The sequence below is a fragment of the Janibacter hoylei PVAS-1 genome, assembly GCF_004025845.1.
Taxonomy (GTDB): domain Bacteria; phylum Actinomycetota; class Actinomycetes; order Actinomycetales; family Dermatophilaceae; genus Janibacter; species Janibacter hoylei.
Genome location: NZ_PIPF01000003.1, coordinates 197,607 through 220,076 on the forward strand (window position 1 = coordinate 197,607; position 22,470 = coordinate 220,076).

The 22,470-nt window shown below is 72.8% G+C and carries 24 protein-coding genes; 5 read left to right on the forward strand and 19 right to left on the reverse strand.

Annotation, left to right across the window (positions count from 1 at the left end):
- Positions 1-169: 169 nt before the first annotated feature.
- The 12 genes from CWN80_RS04340 to CWN80_RS04395 all read right to left on the reverse strand — a co-directional run bounded on the left by CWN80_RS04340 (position 170) and on the right by CWN80_RS04395 (position 11,140).
- On the reverse strand, positions 170-649 hold the full coding sequence (locus CWN80_RS04340; RefSeq protein ID WP_007924059.1) for a MarR family winged helix-turn-helix transcriptional regulator: 480 nt from the start codon (positions 647-649) through the stop codon (positions 170-172).
- Positions 646-1,644, reverse strand: a complete 999-nt coding sequence (gene hemB / locus CWN80_RS04345) for a porphobilinogen synthase (protein WP_007924060.1) — start codon at positions 1,642-1,644, stop codon at positions 646-648. The genes CWN80_RS04340 and hemB overlap by 4 nt, the downstream gene beginning before the upstream one ends.
- Positions 1,641-3,281, reverse strand: a complete 1,641-nt coding sequence (locus CWN80_RS04350; RefSeq protein WP_128276935.1) for a bifunctional uroporphyrinogen-III C-methyltransferase/uroporphyrinogen-III synthase — start codon at positions 3,279-3,281, stop codon at positions 1,641-1,643. Before CWN80_RS04350 ends, hemB begins: the two co-directional genes overlap by 4 nt.
- Positions 3,278-4,237, reverse strand: coding sequence for a hydroxymethylbilane synthase (hemC, locus tag CWN80_RS04355; protein ID WP_007924065.1), 960 nt, complete (start codon positions 4,235-4,237; stop codon positions 3,278-3,280). The genes CWN80_RS04350 and hemC overlap by 4 nt, the downstream gene beginning before the upstream one ends.
- Positions 4,234-5,508 (reverse strand): glutamyl-tRNA reductase, encoded by a 1,275-nt coding sequence (locus CWN80_RS04360; protein ID WP_007924066.1) that lies wholly within the window; start codon positions 5,506-5,508, stop codon positions 4,234-4,236. Before CWN80_RS04360 ends, hemC begins: the two co-directional genes overlap by 4 nt.
- Positions 5,508-6,188, reverse strand: coding sequence for a redox-sensing transcriptional repressor Rex (locus tag CWN80_RS04365; protein ID WP_007924069.1), 681 nt, complete (start codon positions 6,186-6,188; stop codon positions 5,508-5,510). The genes CWN80_RS04360 and CWN80_RS04365 overlap by 1 nt, the downstream gene beginning before the upstream one ends.
- A gap of 120 nt (positions 6,189-6,308) precedes the next feature.
- Positions 6,309-6,557: a glutaredoxin family protein gene (locus CWN80_RS04370; protein ID WP_238148059.1), complete on the reverse strand. Its 249-nt coding sequence runs from the start codon at positions 6,555-6,557 to the stop codon at positions 6,309-6,311.
- 10 nt (positions 6,558-6,567) lie between these two features.
- Complete coding sequence (locus tag CWN80_RS15940; RefSeq protein WP_157986906.1) at positions 6,568-8,112, reverse strand: lysophospholipid acyltransferase family protein; 1,545 nt, start codon at positions 8,110-8,112, stop codon at positions 6,568-6,570.
- Positions 8,112-9,164: an NAD-dependent epimerase/dehydratase family protein gene (locus CWN80_RS04380; RefSeq protein WP_128276936.1), complete on the reverse strand. Its 1,053-nt coding sequence runs from the start codon at positions 9,162-9,164 to the stop codon at positions 8,112-8,114. The genes CWN80_RS15940 and CWN80_RS04380 overlap by 1 nt, the downstream gene beginning before the upstream one ends.
- 174 nt (positions 9,165-9,338) lie before the next feature.
- Positions 9,339-9,437, reverse strand: a complete 99-nt coding sequence (locus CWN80_RS04385; protein ID WP_003792170.1) for a 30S ribosomal protein bS22 — start codon at positions 9,435-9,437, stop codon at positions 9,339-9,341.
- 148 nt (positions 9,438-9,585) lie between these two features.
- Positions 9,586-9,783, reverse strand: a complete 198-nt coding sequence (locus CWN80_RS04390) for a helix-turn-helix domain-containing protein (protein ID WP_007924109.1) — start codon at positions 9,781-9,783, stop codon at positions 9,586-9,588.
- A 166-nt stretch (positions 9,784-9,949) separates the two neighbouring features.
- Positions 9,950-11,140: an acetoin utilization protein AcuC gene (locus CWN80_RS04395; protein ID WP_007924111.1), complete on the reverse strand. Its 1,191-nt coding sequence runs from the start codon at positions 11,138-11,140 to the stop codon at positions 9,950-9,952.
- Between the two features lie 71 nt (positions 11,141-11,211).
- Here CWN80_RS04395 and CWN80_RS04400 point away from each other — a divergent pair, with 71 nt between their 5' ends.
- Positions 11,212-11,871 carry a potassium channel family protein gene (locus CWN80_RS04400; RefSeq protein WP_051987785.1) on the forward strand — a complete coding sequence of 220 codons (660 nt, stop codon included), beginning with the start codon at positions 11,212-11,214 and terminating at the stop codon, positions 11,869-11,871.
- Between the two features lie 79 nt (positions 11,872-11,950).
- Here CWN80_RS04400 and CWN80_RS04405 read toward each other — a convergent pair whose 3' ends face one another.
- The 7 genes from CWN80_RS04405 to CWN80_RS04435 all read right to left on the reverse strand — a co-directional run bounded on the left by CWN80_RS04405 (position 11,951) and on the right by CWN80_RS04435 (position 17,649).
- On the reverse strand, positions 11,951-12,469 hold the full coding sequence (locus tag CWN80_RS04405) for a GNAT family N-acetyltransferase (RefSeq protein ID WP_007924116.1): 519 nt from the start codon (positions 12,467-12,469) through the stop codon (positions 11,951-11,953).
- Positions 12,470-12,522: 53 nt separating this feature from the next.
- Entirely contained in the window at positions 12,523-13,005 is a 483-nt protein-coding gene (locus tag CWN80_RS04410) for a GNAT family N-acetyltransferase (RefSeq protein WP_040880450.1), read from the reverse strand.
- Complete coding sequence (proC, locus tag CWN80_RS04415; protein WP_128276937.1) at positions 13,005-13,793, reverse strand: pyrroline-5-carboxylate reductase; 789 nt, start codon at positions 13,791-13,793, stop codon at positions 13,005-13,007. Before proC ends, CWN80_RS04410 begins: the two co-directional genes overlap by 1 nt.
- A 29-nt stretch (positions 13,794-13,822) precedes the next feature.
- Complete coding sequence (locus tag CWN80_RS04420; protein ID WP_128276938.1) at positions 13,823-14,767, reverse strand: proline dehydrogenase family protein; 945 nt, start codon at positions 14,765-14,767, stop codon at positions 13,823-13,825.
- On the reverse strand, positions 14,764-15,684 hold the full coding sequence (locus CWN80_RS04425; protein WP_007924120.1) for a diacylglycerol/lipid kinase family protein: 921 nt from the start codon (positions 15,682-15,684) through the stop codon (positions 14,764-14,766). The genes CWN80_RS04420 and CWN80_RS04425 overlap by 4 nt, the downstream gene beginning before the upstream one ends.
- 159 nt (positions 15,685-15,843) lie before the next feature.
- Entirely contained in the window at positions 15,844-16,674 is an 831-nt protein-coding gene (locus CWN80_RS04430; RefSeq protein WP_007924121.1) for a sugar phosphate isomerase/epimerase family protein, read from the reverse strand.
- Between the two features lie 48 nt (positions 16,675-16,722).
- Positions 16,723-17,649 (reverse strand): Ppx/GppA family phosphatase, encoded by a 927-nt coding sequence (locus tag CWN80_RS04435; protein WP_128276939.1) that lies wholly within the window; start codon positions 17,647-17,649, stop codon positions 16,723-16,725.
- Positions 17,650-17,710: 61 nt separating this feature from the next.
- Here CWN80_RS04435 and CWN80_RS04440 point away from each other — a divergent pair, with 61 nt between their 5' ends.
- The 4 genes from CWN80_RS04440 to disA are packed head-to-tail and all read left to right on the forward strand — an operon-like array spanning position 17,711 to position 22,469.
- Positions 17,711-18,547 (forward strand): DUF3109 family protein, encoded by an 837-nt coding sequence (locus CWN80_RS04440; protein ID WP_007924123.1) that lies wholly within the window; start codon positions 17,711-17,713, stop codon positions 18,545-18,547.
- Positions 18,544-19,953, forward strand: coding sequence for an FAD-binding oxidoreductase (locus CWN80_RS04445; RefSeq protein ID WP_007924124.1), 1,410 nt, complete (start codon positions 18,544-18,546; stop codon positions 19,951-19,953). Before CWN80_RS04440 ends, CWN80_RS04445 begins: the two co-directional genes overlap by 4 nt.
- A gap of 32 nt (positions 19,954-19,985) precedes the next feature.
- Entirely contained in the window at positions 19,986-21,383 is a 1,398-nt protein-coding gene (gene radA / locus CWN80_RS04450; protein WP_007924125.1) for a DNA repair protein RadA, read from the forward strand.
- Positions 21,384-21,392: 9 nt separating this feature from the next.
- Positions 21,393-22,469 carry a DNA integrity scanning diadenylate cyclase DisA gene (gene disA / locus CWN80_RS04455; RefSeq protein WP_007924127.1) on the forward strand — a complete coding sequence of 359 codons (1,077 nt, stop codon included), beginning with the start codon at positions 21,393-21,395 and terminating at the stop codon, positions 22,467-22,469.
- The last annotated feature ends 1 nt before the right edge of the window (position 22,470 follow it).

The following is a 22,470-nucleotide window of genomic DNA, read 5'->3' on the forward strand; positions in this document are numbered from 1 at the left end:
CGACGGGGACGTACGACCCCCAGGCCACCTTGCGCATTTCCCTAGGGAAATCACCCACCCACAGGTCATTTCCCTAGGGAAATGCGCACCCTCCAGAGAATTTCCCTAGGCAGATGCGCACCCCTTGGAGAATTTCCCTAGGGAAATGCGCAGGAGGGGGGCGGGTGGGCTAGTCGTCGAGACCGATCTCGTGGTGCTGGGGGGCCATCTGGTCACGCAGCGTCGCCATGGCCGCCCCGAGCGCCGCGAACTGCTCGGGCGGCAGTGCGTCGACGAGGTGGCGCCGGACGGACTGGACGTGCGCCAGGGCCAGCTCGGCGAGGGCCTCACGACCGGTGTCGGTGAGCGAGATCTCCACGCCGCGCCCGTCGTCGACGGAGCGGCAACGCTCGACCCAGCCGCGCTTCTCGAGCCGGGCGGCGGTGTGGGTCACCCGTGAGCGGGACTGGATGATGTCGTCGGCGAGCCGGGACATCCGCATCCGCTGGCCGGGCGACTCGGAGAGCATGGACAGCAGCTCGTACTCGGTCAGCTGGATGCCCAAGGGGGCGAGGTCATCGCTGAGGGCGCGCTCGAGCAGCCGCGACCCCCGCAGGTAGGCACGCCAGTGCTGCTGCTCCCCCGCGGAGAGCCACGGGCCGTCGCTCACAGCCGCCCCGCGATCTCGAGGGCGAAATAGGTGAGCACGATCTGGGCCCCGGCCCGCTTGATGTGGACGAGCGACTCGAGCACGGCCGCGTCCCGGTCGATCCAGCCCCGCTCGGCCGCGGCGACGATCTGCGCGTACTCCCCCGAGATCTGGTAGGCCGCGACGGGCACCGGCGAGACCTCTGCGGCAGCCGCCACGACGTCGAGGTGGGGTTGGGCAGGCTTGACCATGATGAAGTCGGCGCCCTCGGCGAGGTCGAGCTCGATCTCGCGCAGCGCCTCCGTCGCATTGGCCGGGTCCTGCTGGTAGGTCGCCCGGTCACCGCTGAGCGACGACTGCACCGCCTCGCGGAAGGGCCCGTAGAGCGCGGAGGTGTACTTCGCGGCGTAGGCCAGCACGAGCGTGTCGGTGTGCCCGGCTGCGTCGAGCGCGGCGCGCACGTGGGCGACCTGGCCGTCCATCATCCCGGACAGCCCGAGCACGTGGGCTCCGGCCTCGGCCTGGGCGAGCGCCATGGACGCGTACCGCTCGAGCGTCGCGTCGTTGTCGACGATGCTGCGCCCGTCGGCGCTCGTGGCCAGCACGCCGCAGTGCCCGTGGTCGGTGAACTCGTCGAGGCACAGGTCGGTCATGACGACGAGTCGGTCACCGACCGCGTCGACGACGGCCCGGGTGGCGACGTTGAGGATCCCCTGGGGGTCGTCCGCACCGGAGCCGCGTGCGTCCTTGGTCGCCGGCACGCCGAAGAGCATGATCCCGCCGATGCCCGCCTCGACGCAGGCGCGCGCCTCGTCGACGAGCGACTCGAGGGTGTGCTGCCGCACGCCCGGCATCGACGAGATCTCGACCGGGGCCTCGATCCCTTCGCGGACGAAGACCGGCAGGACGAGGTCGGCCGGGTGCAGCCGCGTCTGCGCGACGAGCCGACGAAGGGGGGCACTCCCCCGCAGCCGTCGCGGCCGCACGACCGGACCGGTGGCGCCGACCCCGCTCATCCCTTCGCCTTGCGGCGGCTCGTCGACTTCTTGCGGCGCTCGCTGGGTCGGGTGACCTCTTCGCCGGCCTCGAGGGCGGCGGCGGCGAGTTCACGACCGTGGTCGGCCAGCGCCTCGACGAGGCTCTCACCCGTCGCCTCGGCGGCCATGACGTCGACGCGCAGGCCGGCCTCCTCGGCGGTCTTGACCGTCGCCGGACCGATGCACGCGATGATCGTCGAGGCGTGCGGCTTGCCGGCGATGCCGACGAGGTTGCGCACGGTCGAGGACGAGGTGAAGACGACCGCGTCGAAGGCGCCCTGCTTGATCGCGTCGCGCACGGGCGCCGGCGGAGGGGTGGCGCGCACGGTGCGGTAGGCGGTGACGTCGTCGACCTGCCACCCCATGTCCTGCAGGCCGGCCACGAGGGTGTCCGTCGCGATGTCGGCCCGCGGCAGGAAGACCCGGTCGATGGGGTCGAGGACCTCGTCGTAGGGCGGCCACTCCTCGAGCAGCCCGCGCGCGGACAGCTCGCCGCTCGGCACGAGGTCGGGCTCCAGGCCCCACTCCCGCAGGGCGTCGGCAGTGACCCCGCCGACGGCAGCGATCTTCAGCCCGGAGAAGGCACGGGCGTCGAGGCCGAACTCCTGGAACTTCTCGCGGATCGCCTTGACGGCGTTGACCGAGGTGAAGCCGATCCACTGGTAACGCCCGGTGACGAGGCCGCGGACCGCGCGCTCGACGGCCTGCGGCGTGCGCGGCGGCTCGACGCTGATCGTCGGCACGACCTCGCTCGTCGCACCGTGGGCGAGCAACTGCCGGGTCATCGGGCCGGCCTGGTCCTTGGTCCGCGGGACGAGGACCTTCCACCCGTAGAGCGGCTTGGTCTCGAACCACGAGAGGGTCTCGCGCATCGCCACCGTCGGCCCGACGACAGCGAGCGTCGGCTCCTCCAGACCCTCGAGGGCCTCTGCGGCCTCGGCCAGGGTGGTCTCACGGGTCGTCTGCTGCGTCGTCGTCCCGCCCCGGGTCACCGCCACGGGGGTCTCTCCGGCCCGACCGGCGGACAGCAGGCTGGCGAAGGCCGGCTCGAGCTGCTCGGGCAGGCCGAGCAGGACGAGCGTCACGTCGTCACCGACGGAGGCGGACAGGTCGACGCGCTTGCCGCTGCTCAGGCTGACGACGTGGACCGCGCCGGTGCTGCGTGCGGTGAGCGGCACGCCGGCGTAGGTGGGGACGGCGCTCACGGCGGAGACGCCGGGCACGACGTCGAAGTCGATGTCGGCCTTGACCAGGGCCTGCGCCTCCTCGGCCAGGCCGTTGAAGGTCGCCGGGTCGCCGTCCATGAGCCGCACGACGAGTCCACCCCGGTGCGCCTTGGCCGTCTTGACGACGAGCTTGGCGCGCATGGCGTGGGTCAGCTGCTGCCCGTGCTCCCCGTGGCTCGCGTCGACGACGTCGACGTCGTCGGCCGTCAGGGTCGCGAGGACGTCGGCACTGGTCAGCCGGTCGGTGATGACCGCGTCCGCCCGGGCGAGCAGGTCGACCGCGGCCACGGTCATCAGTGAGGCATCACCCGGACCGGCGCCGACGAAGGCGACACGCGCCGGGCGTCGAGGGGCTGCGGTGGAGGGTGCGGCAGAGCGCTGGGGGGTCACTGGATCTGCTCCGAAGCGGTCGGTGGGTGGGTGGCTTGCAGGTCGGCGAGCGCCGTGGCGCCGTCGGCGACGAGGGTGCGGGCGAGGCGGCGACCGAGGTCCTCCGCCTCCCCGAGGGGGCCGGTGATCGACCGGCGCAGGTCTCCGGAGCCGTCGGTGGCGGCGACGACGGCGCGCAGCGAGATCACCGGTCCGTCCTCGTCGTCGACGACCTCGGCGAGCGCCCCGATGGGCGCGGCGCAGCCCGCCTCGAGCTCCGCGAGGATCGCGCGCTCGGCGGTCACGGCTGCGTGGGTATCGGCGTGGTCCAGAGGACGAAGGGCGGCGAGCACCGCCGCGTCGTCCGCGCGGCACTCGACGGCCAGGGCGCCCTGCCCGGGGGCCGGCAGCATCTGGATCGGGTCGAGCACCTCGGTGACGCGGTCGAGCATCCCGAGACGGGTCAACCCCGCGGCCGCGAGCACGACGGCGTCGAGCTCGTCGTCGCCGGGACCGACCATGGCGAGTCGAGTGCCGAGGTTGCCCCGGATGTCGCGGAAGCGCAGACCGAGGCCGAGCGCCTCGAGCTGGGCCCGGCGGCGCGGCGAGCCGGTGCCGACGAGGGCCCCCTCGCCCAGCTCGCCGAGTGTCAGCCCGTCGCGAGCGCACAGCGCATCGCGCGGGTCGACGCGGGCCGGCACCGCGGCGACGGTCAGCCCGGGGGCCGGCGCGGTCGGCAGGTCCTTGAGCGAGTGCACGGCGAGGTCGACCTCCCCGGCGCGCATGGCGTCGCGCAGCGCGGTGGCGAAGACCCCGGTGCCGCCCATGCTTGCCAACGAGGCGCGGTTGGTGTCGCCCTCGGTGACGATCTCGACGAGCTCGACCTCGTGGCCGGCGGCACGCAGCGCGTCGGCGACGTGGCCGGACTGGGTCGTGGCGAGGGCAGAGCGGCGGGTGCCCAGACGGAGGGTGGTCACAGGCTGCTCCCTTCGGCATGGAGGTCGAAGAGCTGGCGCAGGGCGTCCTCGTACTCACCGAAGCGGCCGTCGATCGCCAGCTCCTTGGCACGCACGGTCGGCTGGTGCAGCAGCTTGTCGACGATGCGGTGGACGGCCCGGTCGACCTCGGCGCGGTCGGCGGCGGACATGCCCGGGGTGCGCTGCTCGAGGCGGGCGAGCTCACGCTCGACGACCTGCTGGGCAGCGCTGCGCAGCGCGCGCACGGTGGGTGCGGCGATGCTCGCCGCCCGCTTGCCGAGGTGCTGGGTCACGGCCTCGGCGACGATGCCCCGGGCCTGCTCCACCTCGGGGACGGCGCCGTCGGCACCGAGCAGGTCGCCGAGCTCGGCGAGGCCCAGGCGGGTGACACCGCTCAGGTCGTCGACCTGGTGGGCGACGTCGTGCGGCAGCGCGAGGTCGATGTAGGCCTGACGCGCGCCGCCCCGCGCCACCTGCGCGTCGGCGGCGTCGGAGAGGGTGACCGCCAGACCGGTCGACCCCGTGCAGGAGATGACCACGTCGGCGTCGGCGAGCGCACCGGCCAGCTCGTGTGCCGGCCGGGCCGAGCCGCCGAGCCGGTCGGCGAGCGCGAGGCCGCGCTCGTGGGTGCGGTTGACGACCGTGAGCTCGCGGACACCGCGCCGCACACAGCTGGTCGCCGCCAGCGCGCTCATCGCACCGGCCCCGACGACGAGCACGTGCGCCTCGGCGAGGTCGCCCACGTGCTCCTCCGCGGCGTCGAGGCCCGCCGTGACGAGCGACCGCGAGACCTCGTCGATGCCGGTCTCGGAGTGCACCCTCTTGCCCGTGCGCAGTGCCTGCTGCACGAGTGCGTTGAGGTGCGGGCCGACGTGGCCGTCGTCCTGCCCCCGGCCGAGCGCGTCACGCAGCTGTCCGAGGATCTGGGACTCGCCGACGGCCATCGAGTCGAGGCCGGCCGCGACGTTGAAGACGTGGGCGACCGCGGCGTCGCCATAGTGCAGGTCGAGGTGGCTCTTGAGGTCGTCGTGGGTGATGCCCGTCGAGGCGGTGAGCGCCTCGGTGAGGTCCGCGACGGCGCCGTGGAAGGCACTGACCTCAGCGTAGATCTCGGTGCGGTTGCACGTCGCGACGACGAGGTGCTCGGTGATGTCGGGGCTGGCCGTGGCCGCCGCGATGATCGACGACAGGCTCGTCTCGTCGAGCGCCGCGCGCTCGAGCACGGAGATCGGGGCTCGTCGGTGGTTGAGGCCGAAGGCAAGGAGACTCATCAGCCGGCTCCTTCCAGGAGGTCGTCGGTCATGCCGCCCGATCGCTGCTGCTCGTGGAAGGCGAGGATCTGCAGCTCGGTCGACAGGTCGACCTTGCGCATGTGGACGCCCTCGGGCACCTGGATCGCCGTGGCGGCGAAGTTGAGGATCGAGCTGACGCCGGCGGCCACGAGCCGGTCCGCGACCTCCTGCGCCGAGCCAGCGGGGGTCGCGATGACACCGATGCACGCCTCCCCCGGCGTGACGAGGGACTCGAGCTCGGTCATCGGCTGGACGCGCAGGTCGTCGAGCTGCTGCCCCACGAGCGTCGGGTCGCGGTCGAGCAGGGCGACGACCTTGAAGCCCTTGGTCGCGAAGCCGCCGTAGGAGGCGAGCGCGCGACCGAGGTTGCCCATGCCCACGATGAGCACCGGCCAGTCGTGGGTGAGGCCGAGGGCGCGCGAGATCTGGTAGGTCAGGTGGGCCACGTCGTAGCCCACGCCGCGCACGCCGTAGGAGCCGAGGTGGCTGAGGTCCTTGCGCAGCTTGGCGGAGCTGACCCCGGCACTGTGGGCGAGCTCCTCGGAGGAGACCGAGAGGACGTCCTGAGCCGTCAGCTGACCGAGGGCCCGGAGGTACCCGGGGAGCCGGGCGACCGTCGCGTCAGGGATCTCACGCTTGGCTGCCTGATCGACGGACACGGCTGGGCTCGGCTCCTCTCCCGGCCGAAGGGCGAGCGGCGCCTGACGACCGAACACCTCGACATTACGCTCTTGTGAACAAATGCACAAAGTCGCGGATCCGGTGGACAGGACCCGGTCTCAGCCCTGCAGGGCCGAGCGGAGCCGCCCTTCGTCCACACGCCAGTAGTCGTGCTGACGGCCGTCGACGAAGGTGACGGGCACCTCGTCGGTGTAGCGCGCGAGGTCCTCGTGGCTGTCGATGTCGACCTCGGCGAAGTCGTCGCCGGTCTCGGCGACGACCCGCTGGATCACCGCCCGCGCCTCGTCGCACAGGTGGCACCCGGCGCGGCCGACCATGACGACGCGGGCTTCGGGCAGGGCGGGCACCACAGCGCCCCTAGAAGAAGACCGAGCGTCGGGTCACGAGTACGGAGTAGAGCGTCTGCTGGATCGTCTCGCGCACCTGGTCGGTGACCTCGAAGACGAGCATCGGGTCCTCCGCGGCCGCGGGCCCGAGCGATGCGGTGTCGATCGGCTCGCCGAACTCGATGATCCACTTGCTCGGCAGCGGGATGAGACCGAGCGGACCGAGGAGCGGGAAGAAGGGCGTGATCGGCGCGTAGGGCGCACCCACGAGACGTGCGACCGTCTTCATGTTGCCGATCATCGGGTAGACCTCCTCGGCCCCGACGACGGAGCACGGGATGATCGGCACCTCCGCCTTGACGGCCGCCGAGACGAAGCCTCCGCGGCCGAAGCGCTGGAGCTTGTAGCGCTCGCGGAAGGGCTTGCCCACGCCCTTGAAGCCCTCCGGCCACACGCCGACGAGCTCGCCCCCGCGCAGCAGACGCTCGGCGTCGGCGTTGGAGGCCAGGGTGGCGCCGGTCTTGCGGGCGACGTCACCGACGACGGGCAGCTGGAAGACGAGGTCGGCGCCGAGCATGCGCAGGAAGCGTCCCTGCGGGTGCGCGTCGTGGATCGCCAGCTGGGTGATGACCGAGTCGATGGCCACCGTGCCGGAGTGGTTGGAGACGAGCAGTGCCCCGCCGTCGGCCGGGATGTTGTCGATCCCCCGCACCTCGACGCGGAACCACTTGTCCTTGAGCAGCCGCAGCACGGGGAAGACGGTGTGCAGCGTGAAGTCACGGTCGAAGCCGAAGTCGTCGACCGCGTAATCGCCCTTGACCCGGCGCTGGAGGAACTGCAGCGTCTCGCTGAAACGGCGCTCCCATCCTTCGCCGGCGGCCGCACCCGCGGCGTGGCCCAGCGTGCGGGAGGTCATCTGCCCCGCCGACAGCAGCACCGACAGCAGCTCGGCCAGGCCCGGCACGAGGGCCTGCCCGCTGTCGGGGGTGGCTGCGGGCTGCTCCGACGCGTGCGTGGTGCGGGTCGACGCGGCCGGTCGGGTCGGCGTCGTCGTGCGGGCGGTGCGACGTCGCGCGGCGCTCCGGGTGCCCGAAGGGGGCGACGTCCGCTTCGCCGCGGGCGGCGCGCCGTCGGGGCCGGGCACGACGGTGAGCGTCGGCTTGCGCGGTGTCGTCGGTCGAGCCGTCGACCGGGAGGCCGGCTTCGCCGCGCGGGTCCGGGGCGTCTCGGCACCCGGCACCGCAGCGGACGGCCCGGTGAGCAGCGGGGTGCTGCGGCGGCGGGCGCGCTCGCCGCCGGCGCGGTCGGCCGCCGCCGAGACGGTGCTCGGGCGAGCGGCGGCAGACTTCTTCGCGGGGGTCTTCTTCTCCGGCGCGGCCTTCTTCGCGGCCGTGGACTTCTTCGTCGGCGTCGTGGCCACGGCCTTCCCGGCCGCGGTCTTCTTGGCCGCGACCCTCGTCGCCGTGGACTTCTTCGCCGTGGCCTTGCTGGTGGAGGCCTTCTTCGCGGTGGCCTTCTTCGCGGTGGCCTTCTTCGCCGTGGTCCCACGACGGGCTGCGGGGGTGCTCTCGGCCATCACTTCTCACTCTCCGGGGTGGGCGTCACGGCCCGCATCGCGGCCTCGGCGGCCTGCACGGCCGTCCAGCCGGGTTGGGCGAAGGGGAGCCGGTCCAGAACCCTCCCCTTCGTCGCACGGGCGAAGTCCTCGTAGGCGGCACGGGTGGTGTAGGCCGGCTCGAAGCCGAGGTCCTCACGCATGCGCCGGGTGTCGAGCCCGCGGCCGAAGCTCAGCAGGTCGACCTGGTCGGAGCCGATGTCCATGAGACCGAATCGCTTGGCCAGGTCGGTGATGCTGCCCGTCGCCATGCGGGGGACGAGCACGTAGGGGCGACCGGCGATGTTGGCCGCCTGGCTCACGGTGATGATGCCGTCACCGGCGACGTTGACCGCGCCCAGGCCCGGCAGGCTGACCGCCCGGGCGATCGCCGCGACGCAGTCGTCCTCGTGGACGAACTGGAGCCGCGCGTCGAAGCCGAAGGGGATCGGGATGACCGGCAGGCTGAAGTGGTCGGTGAAGGCGGTGCGGATCCGCGGACCGATGACGTTGGCGAAGCGCAACGTCGTGATCTCGATGTCCTCGCGGCGGCGGGAGAGCCCGCGCACGTAGCCCTCGACCTCGACGCTGTCCCGGGCCCAGCCGGAGCCGGGCATCCGCTTGGCGGACATGTCCTCGGTGAACATCGCCGGGTCGCGGGGGCTCGAGCCGTAGACGCCCGCGGTGGACTTCACGATGAGCTTGGTCACCGACTCAGCCCGCTGGCAGGCCGCCAGGAGCTGCATCGTCCCGATGACGTTGATCTCCTTCTGCGTCGCCCGCCCACCGCCGGCGCGGGGGGTGGCGATGACGCCCATGTGCACGACGGTGTCGACGTCGTTGCCGGAGATGATCCTGCTGATGAGGGGGCTGCGGATGTCGGCCCGCATGAACTCTGCCCGGCCGATGCCGTGGCGCGGGGGGACGACGTCGACGCCGATGATGCGGCCGACGGACTCGTCGCGGCTGAGTCGGCGGGCGAACGCTTCACCGAGGTGGCGGGAGACGCCGGCCACGAGGACGGTCTCGGGCACCAGAACCCCTTCCTGCGGTTGGGACGTGCGAGGGACGGTCGGCTGCAGCCTAGTCACGCACCGCCGCGCATGGGGCCTGCGCTGCCCCGTCCTGGGCGAGGAGAGACCGGGATCACCCGCGGGCACGACGAAGGGGGCCGCCCCGGTCCCCCGGGTGCGGGCCCCTTCGTGTGGTCACTTCTTGTTGCGACGCTGGTGGCGCGTCTTGCGCAGCAGCTTGCGGTGCTTCTTCTTCGCCATGCGCTTGCGACGCTTCTTGATGACAGAACCCATGCGGATGTCCTTCGTGTCGTGATCAGTGTTTGCGGTGGTGCCTCGAGCGATGCCGATCCTGCGGCCGCAGGCCCCACCGGGTACGAGTCAGAGGACCGAGTCTATCCGCTCTCGCGAGTGGGGCGGACGAGGGCCCTCACGCCACCCGTCAGGCGGTCTCGACGAAGGAGGTCTCGAGGTAGGTGTTGACCGCGTCCTCGGGGACGCGGAAGCTGCGGCCGACGCGCACGGCCGGCAGGTCGCCGTTGTGGACCATGCGGTAGACCGTCATCTTCGACACCCGCATGATCGACGCGACCTCGGCCACGGTGAGGAAACGCACCTCACCCAGTCGGTCGTTGGACATGATCACCTCTGCATCCGCAAGGCAGTGCCGCCGACCGGTGCCGGCGAGCCTGGACATGCCCCGCAGGGGATAACCATAGGGGCAGATGTGACGACTGTGAAGACGAGCGGGGCAGGTTTTGCTCGCACGTCCACCCGACACGCCGCAGGTCGGGCAAAAATCGCGCTCACTCGTACCAGACGTCGAGCCCGTGGAGGGGGAAGACCGCCTCACGCGCCGCCATGATCGCCCGGTCGACGCCGCTGTGCGGGTTGTAGCCCATCGCCCACGGCTGGACCCAGATCGGCAGGTCCTTGTCGTCGAGATCGCCCATCCGCTCCGGCCCGAGCTGCCCGGAGACGAGCTCGACGTGCTCGCGCCAGGCCATGGGGATCTCCGTGGCTGCCGGTACGGGGTGGTGGGCGGCGATGGCCGTGAGGTGCGTCCACGCCCGTGGGACCGCGCCGGCGACGTCATAGCCGCCGCCGCCGACGGCCACCCACCGTCCGTCGCACACCTCGTGCGCGAGCCGGTGCATGTCGACCGCCGCCTGGCGCTGGGCGTCGAGCGAGATCGCCATGTGCGCCAGCGGGTCCTCCCGGTGGGTGTCGCAGCCGTGCTGGGTCACGAGGATCTGGGGCCGGAAGGCCCGTACGACCGGGGCGGCCACGGCGGTGATGGCGCGCAGCCAGGGCCCGTCGGTCACCCCGGGCGGCAGGGCGACGTTGACCGCGGTGCCCTCGGCGCCCGCTCCACCCGTGTCGCCCGGCCAGCCGGTGCCCGGGAAGAGCGTGCGGCCGGACTCGTGGACCGACACGGTGAGCACGCGGGGGTCCTCGTAGAAGATCTCCTGCACCCCGTCGCCGTGGTGCACGTCGACGTCGACGTAGGCGACGCGCTCGACGCCCTGGTCGAGCAGCCAGGCGATCGCGGCCGCGATGTCGTTGTAGACGCAAAATCCGGCGGCCCGGTCGCGCATCGCGTGGTGCATGCCGCCGGTGAAGTTCACCCCGTGCTCGGCCTCGCCGGTCCACACCCGCCGGGCCGCCTCGATCGAGCCTAAGACGATGCGAGCGCTCGACTCGTGGATGCCGGCGAAGGCGGGGACGTCGTCGGTGCCGATACCCCACCGACCGTCGGCGACCGTCGGGTCCTCCGAGATGGCGCGGACGGCAGCGACGTACTCGGGGTCGTGAACCGTGTGGAGGACCTCGTCGGTCGCGGGGGCGACGTCGACGACGTCGACCTGGTCGAAGACACCGAGCTCGCGGCACAGCCGAGCCGTGAGGTCCAGACGCACCGGTGCCATCGGGTGACCGGGGCCGAAGTCGTACCGCGTGAAGTCCTCACCCCAGATGGCGCACGCCTGTGTCGTCATGCGCCCGACGCTACCCCGACTAGGGTCAGGTGCCACGACCACCCGACACATCGGAGGACCACGTGCCGCGCATGCGTCTGCACAACGAGGACGTCCTCGTCCTCGGCCTCGGCCGCTTCGGCGGCGCCGTGGCCACTGAGCTGCACCGACTCGGCAACCGGGTGACGGCTCTCGAGCTGGACCCCTCCCTCGCGGAGACCTACCTGGGCCGCGTGGGTCGCATCGTCCAGGGCGATGCGACGTCGGTGACGACGATCGAGGACCTCAAGCCGCACACCTTCTCGGCGACGGTCCTGGCGATCGGCTCGTCGATCGAGGCCAGCGTGCTCGCCGCGGTCAACGTCATCGACGGCGAGGCGCCGAAGGTGTGGGCCAAGGCGGTCAGCCCCGAGCACGCGCGCATCCTCAACCGCATCGGCGTGCACCACGTCCTCTCCCCCGAGATCGAGTCGGGCAAGCGGCTGGCCCACCTCATCGGCAGCCGGCTCATGGACTACATCGAGTTCGACGACGGCTTCGCGATCGTCAAGATGACCCCGCCGCAGGAGGCGATCGGCTTCACGCTCGAGCAGTCGTCCATCCGCAGCAAGTACGGCGTCACCGTCGTCGGGGTCAAGTCCCCCGGCCAGGACTTCACGTACGCCCGCCCGGACACCAAGGTGCGCAGCGGCGACCTCATCATCGTCAGCGGCCCGACGACCCTCATCGAGCGGATGGCCGCGCGCCCGTAGGCCGGGCCGACCGCACGACGGCGCCCCTCCTCCCTTCGGACGAAGGGGAGGAGGGGCGCCGGTGGTCGTGGAGGCAGCGTCAGCCGCGGTCCTCGCCGAGGGCGAGGACGAGCGCGACCTCTTCCTCCTGGCCGGAGTCGTCGCCGGCGACGCGCATCGGGCGGCGGTCGTCGGTGGGCCGGAAGCCGAAGCTCGAGGCGAAGGCGACCGCGCGGCCGTTGTCGGCCCCGACCCAGTAGTACAGCTGGCCCAGGCCCTTGCCCTCCGCGATGCGGGCGCTCTCGCGCACGAGGCTCGCGGCGACGCTGCGGCCGCGCCAGTCGGGGCGGACCCAGAGGCCGAAGAGCTGGCCGGCGGTCTCGGACTTCGTCTCGCCGGCGGAGCCGATGCTCACGACGCCGACCTGCTCGCCGTCGGCCTCGGCGACGAGGCGGTCACTGCGACCCATGCGGGCCCGCCAGAAGTCCTCGGGCTCGGCGGCCTCGGTGGCGTGGTCGGCGACGAAGGCGTCAGGAGATTCCTGCAACGCTTCCAGCCGAAGGGTGCGGTAGGTCTCCCACTCGTCCTCGGTCAGTGCGCGCACGGTGATCTCACTCATGGCGCGAGTCTCTCATCCCCGCCGGCGAAATGCCCTGCCGGGTCACGGATTGTTCACCCGATCGAAGGCAGATCACGACTCATCCGGTCGCATCGCGGGGCATCTCCGTGGGCTCCGTCGAAGGCAAACCCGGCCCGCTCGTAGAAGGCGACGGCGCGAGGGTTGTCGAGCATGACGTGCAGCCGCACCTCCGTCGCGCCGCCGTCCGCCGCCTCGGTCACGGCGGCCTCGACGAGCGCATCGGCGATCCCCCGACCGCGAGCATGGCCGGCGACCCACATCGCGACGATCTCGGGGACGTCGGCCGGGTCGAGCCGCAGGAGCGTCGCGGCGCCGAGCGGGAGCCCGTCGCGGGCCTCGGCGAGGAAGATGGCCTGCCCGAAGAGCCCGCGCCACCTCTGCTCGTCGTACGCGACCTCCCGGGCGAAGCTGCTGCCGTAGGCCGCCGGCTCGTCGAGGAGCATCGCCAGCCGCATGGCCCGGTAGCGCTGCCAGTCGTCGGCGGTCAGGCGGCGCACCGACCAGTCGGCGACCATCAGCCCGCACGCTCGGCGCAGGCCGCGACGGCGTCGGCGAGCGCGTGCCGCACCCCGTGGGCCTCGAGGCGGGCGAGCGCCGCAGCGGTCGAGCCCCCCGGCGAGGTGACCTGGGCGCGCAGCAGCGCCGCCTCCTCACCGGTCTCGACGAGCATCGCGCCCGCCCCTCGGGCCGCCTGACCGGCGAGGGCGAGGGCGTCGGCGCGGGTCAGCCCCCGGGCGACACCGGCATCGACCATCGCCTCGACGACGAGGTAGAAGTACGCGGGAGCCGACCCGGAGAGGGCCGTGGCGGCACCCTGCTGCGCCTCGGGCAGCACGAGGGTGGCGCCGGTCGGCGCGAGCACGTCGCGCACGAGCTGCAGCTGCTCGGCGGTGACGTCTGCGGCGGGGCTGAGCACAGTCATCCCCTGGCCGACACGAGCCGGGGTGTTGGGCATGCCCCGGACCGCGGCGACGCCGTCCGGCAGCGCGGCGGCCAGGTCGGCGAGGGAGACCCCCAGCGCGAGGGAGACGACGACCGAGCCGGGACGAAGGGAGTCGCGCACCTGCGCGAGCAGGTCCGCCACGGCGTAGGGCTTGACGACGACGAGGTGGACGTCGGCGCGGGCGGCGGCCGCGAGGGCGTCGACGACCTCGACCCCGGGCCGGTCGGCGTACCGCTCGCGCAGCTCGGCAGCGCGCTCCGGGGTGCGCACGACGGCGAGGACCTCGCCGTCGCCCCCCGTGGTGAGCCCGTCGAGGATGGCGCCGCCCATGGCGCCGACTCCGTAGATCGCGGTGGTCATCTGGGGTCCTCCTGGGTCGGTGGTGCGGGTCAGCCGCGGTCGGTCAGGGTCTCGACGAGGCGTCGGATCCCGGAAGGACGGCGGGCCAGGTCGTGCAGGTGCTCGAGCCACATCGGACCGTAGGGCACGAGGATGCGCACCCGGTGGCCGGCGTCGGCGGTGCGCAGCTGCAGGTCGGGGTCGGCGCCGAGGAAGAACTGGTACTCCAGGCCCTCGGGACCACGACCGGACTGGTCGGCGAGCCCGTCGGCCAGGTCGAGGAGCACCGGCTCGTGGGTTGCGACGACGGTGTGGACGCCGCTGCCCAGCAGGGTCGCCAGGCAACGAGCGAAGGCGAGGTCGACCTCGTGCGGGTCCTGCCAGCTCGACGCCCGCGGCTTGCCGGTGCCGCCGCGCACGAGGCGCACCCGTGCACCGGTCGCGGCGAGCATCGCCGCGTCGGCCTCGGAGCGGTGGCGGCGGGCGACGAGCGAGGTCGTGAGGCGGGGGTGGTCCAGCCGCACCCGCTGGACGAGGTCGAGCAGGGTGTCCATCGCGTGATCGGGACCGGAGCGCAGGGTGACGTCGACGCGGTGCTCGTCGCCGACTGTGCACACCCGACGCAGGGCCTCCTCGGCGCGGGCCGGGTCCTGCCCGAGACCGAGGTGCTCGGGCGCGAGGTAGAGCTCGGAGTGGTAGTCGCCGCCGGCCGTGACGGGCGCGACCCGCTCGATGGCCGTGGTCGCCTCGCTGATCGTCGCCTCGACGGCCGCGGCATCGGTCGCGGCAGGCAGGAGGGGGTGGAGCGCGGCCAGCCGGTTGGTCCGACGCAGCCACGCCGCGGTGGCGACGGCGTCATCGATCCCGTCGCCGGCGACGAAGCGCCGCCGGGCGGCCTGCACGATGCGTGAGCGCTCGGTGCGCTGCCGGGCTCCCGGGGCGACGAGCGCGTCGAGCAGGCGGGTGCGCAGGTGGTCGGGGTCAAGGGCACTCACGTCGTCTCCTCCGGGGTGTGCAGACGGTAGGCGCCGGGGACGACCCGCCAGGTCCGCTCCCGGGCCGGCTCGAGCTCCTCGCCGTCGGCGTTGGCGGCGAAGGCGTGGTTGGCCCCGCGGACGGTGACGGTCCCGGCCCGACGGGTCACGACGTCGTCGAGCTCGGTGTGGGTCCCGCGGCTCAGGTGCAGGGCGTAGCGCAGTCGACGCAGCGGGGCGACGGCGAAGGAGACGACGACCTCGGCCCGGCCGTCGCCCGGCCGCGCGTCCGGTGCGATCGTCGAGCCGCCGCCGACGCTCGTCCCGATGGTCGCCGCGACCTGCAGCACGCGACGGCTGCCGTCAGCGACGACCTCGCCGTCGGTGACGACCTCGAGGTGCCGCCCCTGCTGCCCGAGTCCTGCCGAGATGCCGCCGATGGCGTAGCCGAGGATCCCCAGGTGCACCTTGCCCAGGCGCTCCTTCCACGGCGCCGCGATGCGGCCGGCCTCCTCGCCCACGCCGATGTGCACGGCATTGGCCACGAGGTTGTCGTCGTCGTCGATGAGCACGTCGACGGGGCGCACCGGACTGGCCAGGACGATGCGTGCCGCCTCGGCGGGGTCCTTGGGCAGCCCCGTGGCACGGGCGAAGTCGTTGCCGGTCCCCATCGGCAGCAGGCCGACCGTCGGCGGGTCCTCGCCGAGGTCGCCGGTGCGGCAGAGCGCGGTGACAAAGGCGTGGAGCGACCCGTCTCCCCCGGCGATGACGACCTCGCGGCCGTCACGCCGGGCGATGGCGTCGGTGAGCTCGTCGATCGACTCGGTCTCGACGACCTCGACGTCGCCGCCCTCACGCAGCACCGCCAGCGCGGCCTCCTGGGCCTCACGGTCGGAGCTGCCCGCAGAGGCATTGGCGATGAAGAGCAGTCGTCTCACGCCCGTCAGCCTACGGTCCTGCGCTCACCCGGTCCGGCGGCGCAGGGTGAGGCTGACGAGGGCGAGGGCCACGACGATCCAGCCGGCGATGACGAGCAGCGGGGTGACGAGGTCGGCGCCGGGCTCGGGCTGGCCGGCGACGGCGGCCGGGGGCCGACATCACGCCGATCCGGCCGAGGTGCCGCTCGGCTCGGCCGCGAGCTGCCCGAGGTGCCGGCGGGCGAAGTCGAGGGACTCGCGCAGGTCCTCCTCACGCTCCTTGGGTCGCTTGCGGGTGCCGACCTCGAGGACCACCGCCCCGGCGAAACCGCTCGTCGCGACGTGCTGCAGCACCTCCGCGCAGGGCTGGGTGCCGCGACCCGGGACGAGGTGGTCGTCCTTGAGGGTCGTCAACAGCCCGTCCGCGAGGTGGATGTGCGCGAGCCGCTCGTCGAGGTCGAGGACCATCTGCATGGCGTCGCTGCGCGCGGTCGCGGTGTGCGACAGGTCGACCGTCACGTGGTCGTAGGGCTGGGGCACCGGGTCCCAGTGCGGCAGGTAGGCCTGCACCTGCCGGCCACCGGCCGCCCACGGGAACATGTTTTCCACCGCCAGGACGATGCCGGTGTCGTCCTCCCGCTCGGCCACCCCGTCGGCGAAGGTGCGGGCGTACTCCTTCTGCCACCGGAAGGGTGGGTGGAGCACGACGGTCGGCGCCCCGACCTCCTGCGCCAGCTCGATCGACGCGTCGACCTTGCCCCAGGGGTCGGCGCTCATGACCCGCTGGGTGAGCAGCAGCGTCGGCGCGTGGATCGAGACGATGTCGACCCCGTGGTGCTCGGCGAGCGCTAGCAGGGCGCCCGCATTCTGCGAGACGGGGTCCGACCAGACCATGACCTCGACCCCGTCGTAGCCGAGCCGGGCCGCGGTCTCGAAGGCCGCCGCGGCGCCTTCGGGGTAGACCGACGCCGTGGACAGCCCCACCGGGATCGGGCGCGCGTGATCAGGCATGCCGTCGAGCGTAGACCTCGCCGGTGGGACGACCCCGGTCAGCGGGCGTCAGGACATGAGGTCGAGGTAGCGCAGCAGCACTCCCTCGCGCAGCGCCCACGGGCAGATCGTCAGCTCCTCGACCCCGAGCAGGTCCATGGCGGCCTCGGCGACGATGCCGCCGGCGAGGATCTGGTGCGACCGCGATGCCGACACCCCGGGTAGTTCGACCCGCTCGCGGGCGGTCATCGGGGTGATGCGCGCGATCGTCGCGGTGACGTCGGCCAGACGCAGGCGCCGGGTGACGTAGGGCCCGTCGGCGCTCGGCGCGGCACCGGCCAGGCGAGCCAGCGAGCGCATCGTCTTGCTCGTGCCGAGCACGGTGTCGGGGGCGCTCGCCTTGGCGTAGGGGCGGATCTCCTTGGCGAGGGTCGCGCGCACGTAGCGCCGCGCCTCCTTGATCTGCTGGGCGCTCGGAGGGTCCGCTGGGAGCAGCTCGCGCGTGGTGCGACCGGCCCCGAGGAGCAGGGACTTCGCGATGTCGGGGTCCTCGTCGTCACCGAGGGTCAGCTCGAGCGAGCCACCACCGATGTCGATGACGAGCAGCTTGCCCGCGGACCACCCGGCCCAGCGGCGTGCCGCGAGGAAGGTCAGGCGGGCCTCGTCCTCGCCGCTCAGCACCCGCAGGTCGACTCCGGTCTCCTCGCGCACCCGGGTGAGCACCTGCTCGCCGTTGGGCGCCTCGCGGACGGCGCTCGTCGCGAAGGCGAGGATCTCCTCGGCCCCGTGGTCCTCGGCGACCTCGAGGCACTCGGCGACGAAGCGGGAGAGGTCGGCCGCCCCCGCGTCGTCGATGCAGCCCTCGTCGTCGACGTGCTCCGAGAGCCGGAGCAGGATCTTGTGAGAGGTCGCGGGGATCGGCGCCGCACCGTGGTGGGCGTCGACGATGAGCAGGTGGACGGTGTTGGAACCGACGTCGATGACACCAAGGCGCACGGGGCAACAGTAGACGCACGCGGACCACCTGCCAGACAGGACGCCGCATAGGGTGACGCCCGTGAGCGACGAGACCCCGACCCACCCGGAGGAGACGGACCTGCGGACCGCCCGCACGTGGGTCGAGTTCGACGACCCGGCCGACGACGGGCAGCGCTTCCGCTGCGACCTCACCTGGCTCACGTCGTCGTGGACCTGCGTCTTCGGGTCCGGCTGCCACGGCATCGACGCCGACAAGCCGGACTACGGGTGCTGCGTGCTCGGTGCGCACTTCACCGACAAGGACGACCTGACCCGGGTCAAGGCGATCGTCGACGAGCTCGGCGAGGACGAGTGGGAGCTGCACCCGGGCTCGACGCGCCGCTCCGCGTGGACGGAGAAGGAGGACGGCGACCTCAAGACCAAGGTCGTCGACGGGGCCTGCATCTTCTTGAACCGCCCCGGCTTCCCCGCCGGCGCCGGCTGCGCGCTGCACCAGCACGCGATGCTCACCGGCGTCGAGCCGCACACCGTCAAGCCGGACGTGTGCTGGCAGCTGCCGATCCGGCGCACCTACCGCACCGTCGAGCTGCCGGACGAGAGCAGCTACCTCGAGGTGAGCATCGGCGAGTACGACCGCCGCGGGTGGGGGCCGGGCGGGCACGAGCTCGACTGGTACTGCTCCGGCAGCCCCGACGCCCACGTCGCCCCCGACCCGGTCTACGTCAGCGAGCGCGCCGGGCTCGTCGAGCTCATGGGGCAGGCCGGCTACGACGAGCTGGCGACACGCTGCGAGGCCCACCTCGCGCTGGTCGCGGCCGCCACGACGACGAGGGGAGGGTCCCGCCCTTCGCCCGCCGGCCGGACCCTGCTGCCGCTGCTCGTCCACCCGGCCACGCTGGCGGCGCAGGAGCGGTGACGGTGGCTCCCTTCGACCTCACGGAGCTGGCCGACGAGCTCGGCGACGGCGTGCTCGTCACCGACGCCGACGTCGTGCGGTCCTACTCCGCGGACCAGGCGCTCTTCTGCCCCGCCGACGGCGCGATCGCCCTCGTGCGGGCACGCACGGTCGCCGACGTGCAGGCGACGATGCGCTTCGCGACGCGGCACCGCGTGCCCGTGGTGCCGCAGGGTGCCCGGACCGGGCTGTCCGGAGGGGCCAATGCCGTGCCCGGCTGCCTCCTGCTCTCGCTGGAGCGCATGGACCGGGTGCTCGAGGTCGACGCCGCCGAGCGCACCGTGACCGTCGAGCCGGGGATCATCAACCAGGATCTCAAGGACGCGCTCGCACCGCACGGCCTGTCCTACCCGCCGGACCCTGGGTCGGTCGCCATCTCGTCGATCGGCGGCAACGTCGCGACCAATGCCGGCGGGCTGTGCTGCGTGCGCTACGGCGTGACCCGCGACTACGTGCGGCGGCTGCGCGTCGTCCTTGCCGACGGCACCCTCACGACCCTCGGGACGACGACGGCGAAGGGGGTCGCCGGCCTCGACCTGCGCAGCCTCTTCGTCGGGTCGGAGGGCACGCTCGGGGTCGTCGTCGAGGTGACGCTGCGGCTCGTGCCCACGCTGCCGGAGCCGCTCACCGCGGTGGCGACCTTCGCCGACATACGCTCCGCCGCAGCGACGGTCGCCGACCTCATGGCGTCGGGGGCGCAGCCCAGCCTCGTCGAGTCGATGGACCGGGCGACCCTGCAAGTCCTCGCCGAGTGCGGCTACGGCGACGTCGGCACGGGCGCCGGGGCGATGCTGCTCGTGCAGTCCGACGGTAGCGGCAGCCTCGAGGCCGCGCAGGCGGAGGTCGAGGCGCTGGGGCGCTTCGCGCAGGCGCACGGGGCGCTCGACGTCGCCGTCTCCGACGACCCCGCCGACAGCGCCGCGCTCGTCGCGATGCGGCGGATGGCCCAGCCCTCCTTCGAGCGGTGGGCGCAGGCGCACGGCGGCGGGCAGCTCCTCGACGACGTCTGCCTGCCCCGCACCCGGCTGCCGGAGTTCTACGACCGGCTCGAGACGATCCGGCAGGAGTCGGGCCTGATGATCGCGGTCGTCGCGCACGCCGGCGACGGCAACACGCACCCGTCGGTCTTCTTCGACACGAGCGACCCCGACAGCGTCGCGCGCGCCGACGCCGCCTTCGACGCGATCATGGAGGTCGGTCTCGAGCTCGGGGGCACGATCACCGGTGAGCACGGTGTCGGCCACCTCAAGCGCCGCTGGCTGGCCCGCGAGCTGGACGAGGGCTCCCGGCGGGCGCACCTGGCGGTCAAGGCGGCGCTCGACCCGCTGGGCATCCTCAACCCGGGCAAGATGCTCGCCGAGCTCTGAGGCTGTCGGCCACTGCGCATAGGTTCTCTCCCATGGCTTCCAAGAAGGGCGGACCGACCTACCGCTGCAGCGAGTGTGGGTGGACCACGGTCAAGTGGGTCGGGCGGTGCGGCGAGTGCCAGGCGTGGGGCAGCGTCGACGAGGTCGGCGGCCCGACGACCCGCACACTGGCCGCCGCGCGCGTCCAGCGACCGGCCGTCCCGATCCGCGAGGTCGACGCGGCGCAGGCGAGCCACCGCAGCACCGGCGTCGGTGAGTTCGACCGGGTGCTCGGTGGCGGTCTCGTGCCCGGCTCGGTCGTCCTCGTCGCCGGCGAGCCCGGCATCGGCAAGTCGACCCTGCTCCTCGACGTGGCCGCCCGTGTCGGGGACCGGGGGCGGGTCCTCTACATCAGCGGCGAGGAGTCGGCGGCGCAGGTGCGCGGCCGCGCCGAGCGCATCGACGCCGTCACCGACGGGCTCTACCTCGCCTCCGAGACCGACCTGGCGACGGTGCTCGCGCAGATCGAGCAAGTGCGCCCCGACCTCGTCGTCGTCGACTCCGTCCAGACGATCGCCTCGACCGAGGTCGACGGTGCCGCGGGCAATGTCGGCCAGGTCCGTGAGGTGGCCGGCTCGCTCATCCAGGCCGCCAAGGAGGGCGGCTTCGCCATGCTCCTCGTCGGGCACGTCACCAAGGACGGCTCGATCGCCGGACCGCGTGTCCTCGAGCACCTCGTCGACGTCGTCGTGCAGTTCGACGGCGACCGGCATTCGCGACTGCGTCTGGTGCGGGCGGTGAAGAACCGCTTCGGCCCGACCGACGAGGTCGGGTGCTTCGACCTCACCGAGGGCGGCATCGTCGGGCTGAGCGACCCGAGCGGCCTCTTCCTCTCCAGCCGCCACATCAACGTGCCGGGCACGTGCGCGACCGTGACGCTCGAAGGGCGTCGCCCACTCGTCGTCGAGGTCCAGTCCCTCGTGAGCCCCTCGCAGATCCCCACGCCCCGGCGGGCCAACGTCGGCCTGGACAGCGGTCGGCTCGCGATGATCATCGCGGTGCTCGACAAGCGCGCGGGCGCCCCGATCGGCAACCAGGACACCTACGTCTCGAGCATCGGCGGGGTCCGCATCACGGAGCCGTCGAGCGACCTTGCCGTCGCCGTCGCGATCGCGAGCGCCGTCCTCGACGAGCCGATCGCCCACGACCTGCTGGCCCTCGGCGAGGTCGGCCTGAGCGGCGAGGTGCGGCCGGCGGTCGGCGTTGGGCGCCGCCTGGCCGAGGCCGCCCGTCTCGGCTTCCGCACCGCCCTGGTGCCGAAGGGAGCGCTCGACGACTCCTCCGCGCCGCCCGGGATGGACGTCGTCGAGGTCGTCGACGTCGCGTCGGCGATCGCGCAGGCGCGGCGCCGTCGCCCCCGGCCCCACCTCGTGACCAGCCCGACACCCTAGACTCGGCCCGTGCCCGACCACGACGACGAGCTCTTCCGATCAACCCTTGCCGCGGTAGCGCCAGGGTCCGTCCTGCGCGACGGGCTGGAGCGCATCCTCCGCGGCAACACGGGCGCGCTCGTCGTGCTCGGCCACGACAAGCTCGTCGAGTCCCTGTGCACCGGCGGCTTCGACGTCAACATCGAGTTCTCCGCGACCCGCCTGCGCGAGCTGGCGAAGATGGACGGCGCGGTCGTCGTCGACTCCAGCGTCTCGCGCATCCTCAAGGCCGCCGTCCAGCTCGTGCCCGACCCCTCGATCGAGACCCTCGAGAGCGGCACCCGGCACCGCACCGCCGAGCGGGTGGCCCGGCAGACCGGTCATCCGGTCGTCTCCGTCAGCCAGTCGATGCACATCATCGCCCTCTACGTCGGCGGCCGACGGCACGTGCTGCGCACGACGACCGAGCTGATCTCCCAGGCCAACCAGGCGATGCAGACGCTCGAGCGCTACACCAACCGGCTCAACGAGGTGACCGGCACCCTGTCGGCCCTGGAGATCGAGGACCTCGTCACCGTGCGCGACGTCGCCGTGGTGCTCCAGCGTCTGGAGATGGTGCGTCGGATCCACTCGGAGATCGCCGAGTACGTCCTCGAGCTCGGTGTCGACGGCCGGCTGCTCACCCTCCAGCTCGAGGAGCTGACGGCCGGTCTGGACGACGACCTCAACGCCGTGATCCTCGACTACCTCGACCCTGACGGCGCCGTCGGCTCCAGCGACGAGGTGCTCACCAACCTCTCCGGCCTCGACGCCACCGAGCTGCTCGACCTCGGGCACGTCGCCAAGACGCTCGGCTTCCCGATCGTCGGCGAGTCCCTCGACGCATCGGTCAGCCCGCGCGGGCTGCGCATCCTCGGCAAGATCCCCCGGCTGCCCGGAGCCATCGTCGAGCGCCTCGTCGACCACTTCGGGTCGCTGCAGCGGCTGCTCGCCGCCGGCATCGACGACCTCATGGCCGTCGACGGGGTCGGTGACCTGCGGGCCCGGACCGTGCGCGAGGGCCTCTCGCGACTGGCCGAGAGCTCGATCCTCGAGCGCTACGTGTGAC

Excerpts from the sequence above, each read along its gene's own strand:
- radA (WP_007924125.1), top strand. The coding sequence starts at position 19,986 with ATGGCTTCCAAGAAGGGCGGACCGACCTACCGCTGCAGCGAGTGTGGG.
- CWN80_RS04410 (WP_040880450.1), bottom strand. The coding sequence starts at position 13,005 with ATGGTCGCCGACTGGTCGGTGCGCCGCCTGACCGCCGACGACTGGCAG.
- CWN80_RS04405 (WP_007924116.1), bottom strand. The coding sequence starts at position 12,469 with ATGAGTGAGATCACCGTGCGCGCACTGACCGAGGACGAGTGGGAGACC.
- CWN80_RS04400 (WP_051987785.1), top strand. The coding sequence starts at position 11,212 with ATGCGTCTGCACAACGAGGACGTCCTCGTCCTCGGCCTCGGCCGCTTC.
- CWN80_RS04360 (WP_007924066.1), bottom strand. The coding sequence starts at position 5,508 with ATGAGTCTCCTTGCCTTCGGCCTCAACCACCGACGAGCCCCGATCTCC.
- CWN80_RS04430 (WP_007924121.1), bottom strand. The coding sequence starts at position 16,674 with ATGCCTGATCACGCGCGCCCGATCCCGGTGGGGCTGTCCACGGCGTCG.
- CWN80_RS04390 (WP_007924109.1), bottom strand. The coding sequence starts at position 9,783 with ATGTCCAACGACCGACTGGGTGAGGTGCGTTTCCTCACCGTGGCCGAG.
- proC (WP_128276937.1), bottom strand. The coding sequence starts at position 13,793 with ATGACCACCGCGATCTACGGAGTCGGCGCCATGGGCGGCGCCATCCTC.
- CWN80_RS15940 (WP_157986906.1), bottom strand. The coding sequence starts at position 8,112 with ATGGCCGAGAGCACCCCCGCAGCCCGTCGTGGGACCACGGCGAAGAAG.
- CWN80_RS04385 (WP_003792170.1), bottom strand. The coding sequence starts at position 9,437 with ATGGGTTCTGTCATCAAGAAGCGTCGCAAGCGCATGGCGAAGAAGAAG.
- CWN80_RS04395 (WP_007924111.1), bottom strand. The coding sequence starts at position 11,140 with ATGACGACACAGGCGTGCGCCATCTGGGGTGAGGACTTCACGCGGTAC.
- hemB (WP_007924060.1), bottom strand. The coding sequence starts at position 1,644 with ATGAGCGGGGTCGGCGCCACCGGTCCGGTCGTGCGGCCGCGACGGCTG.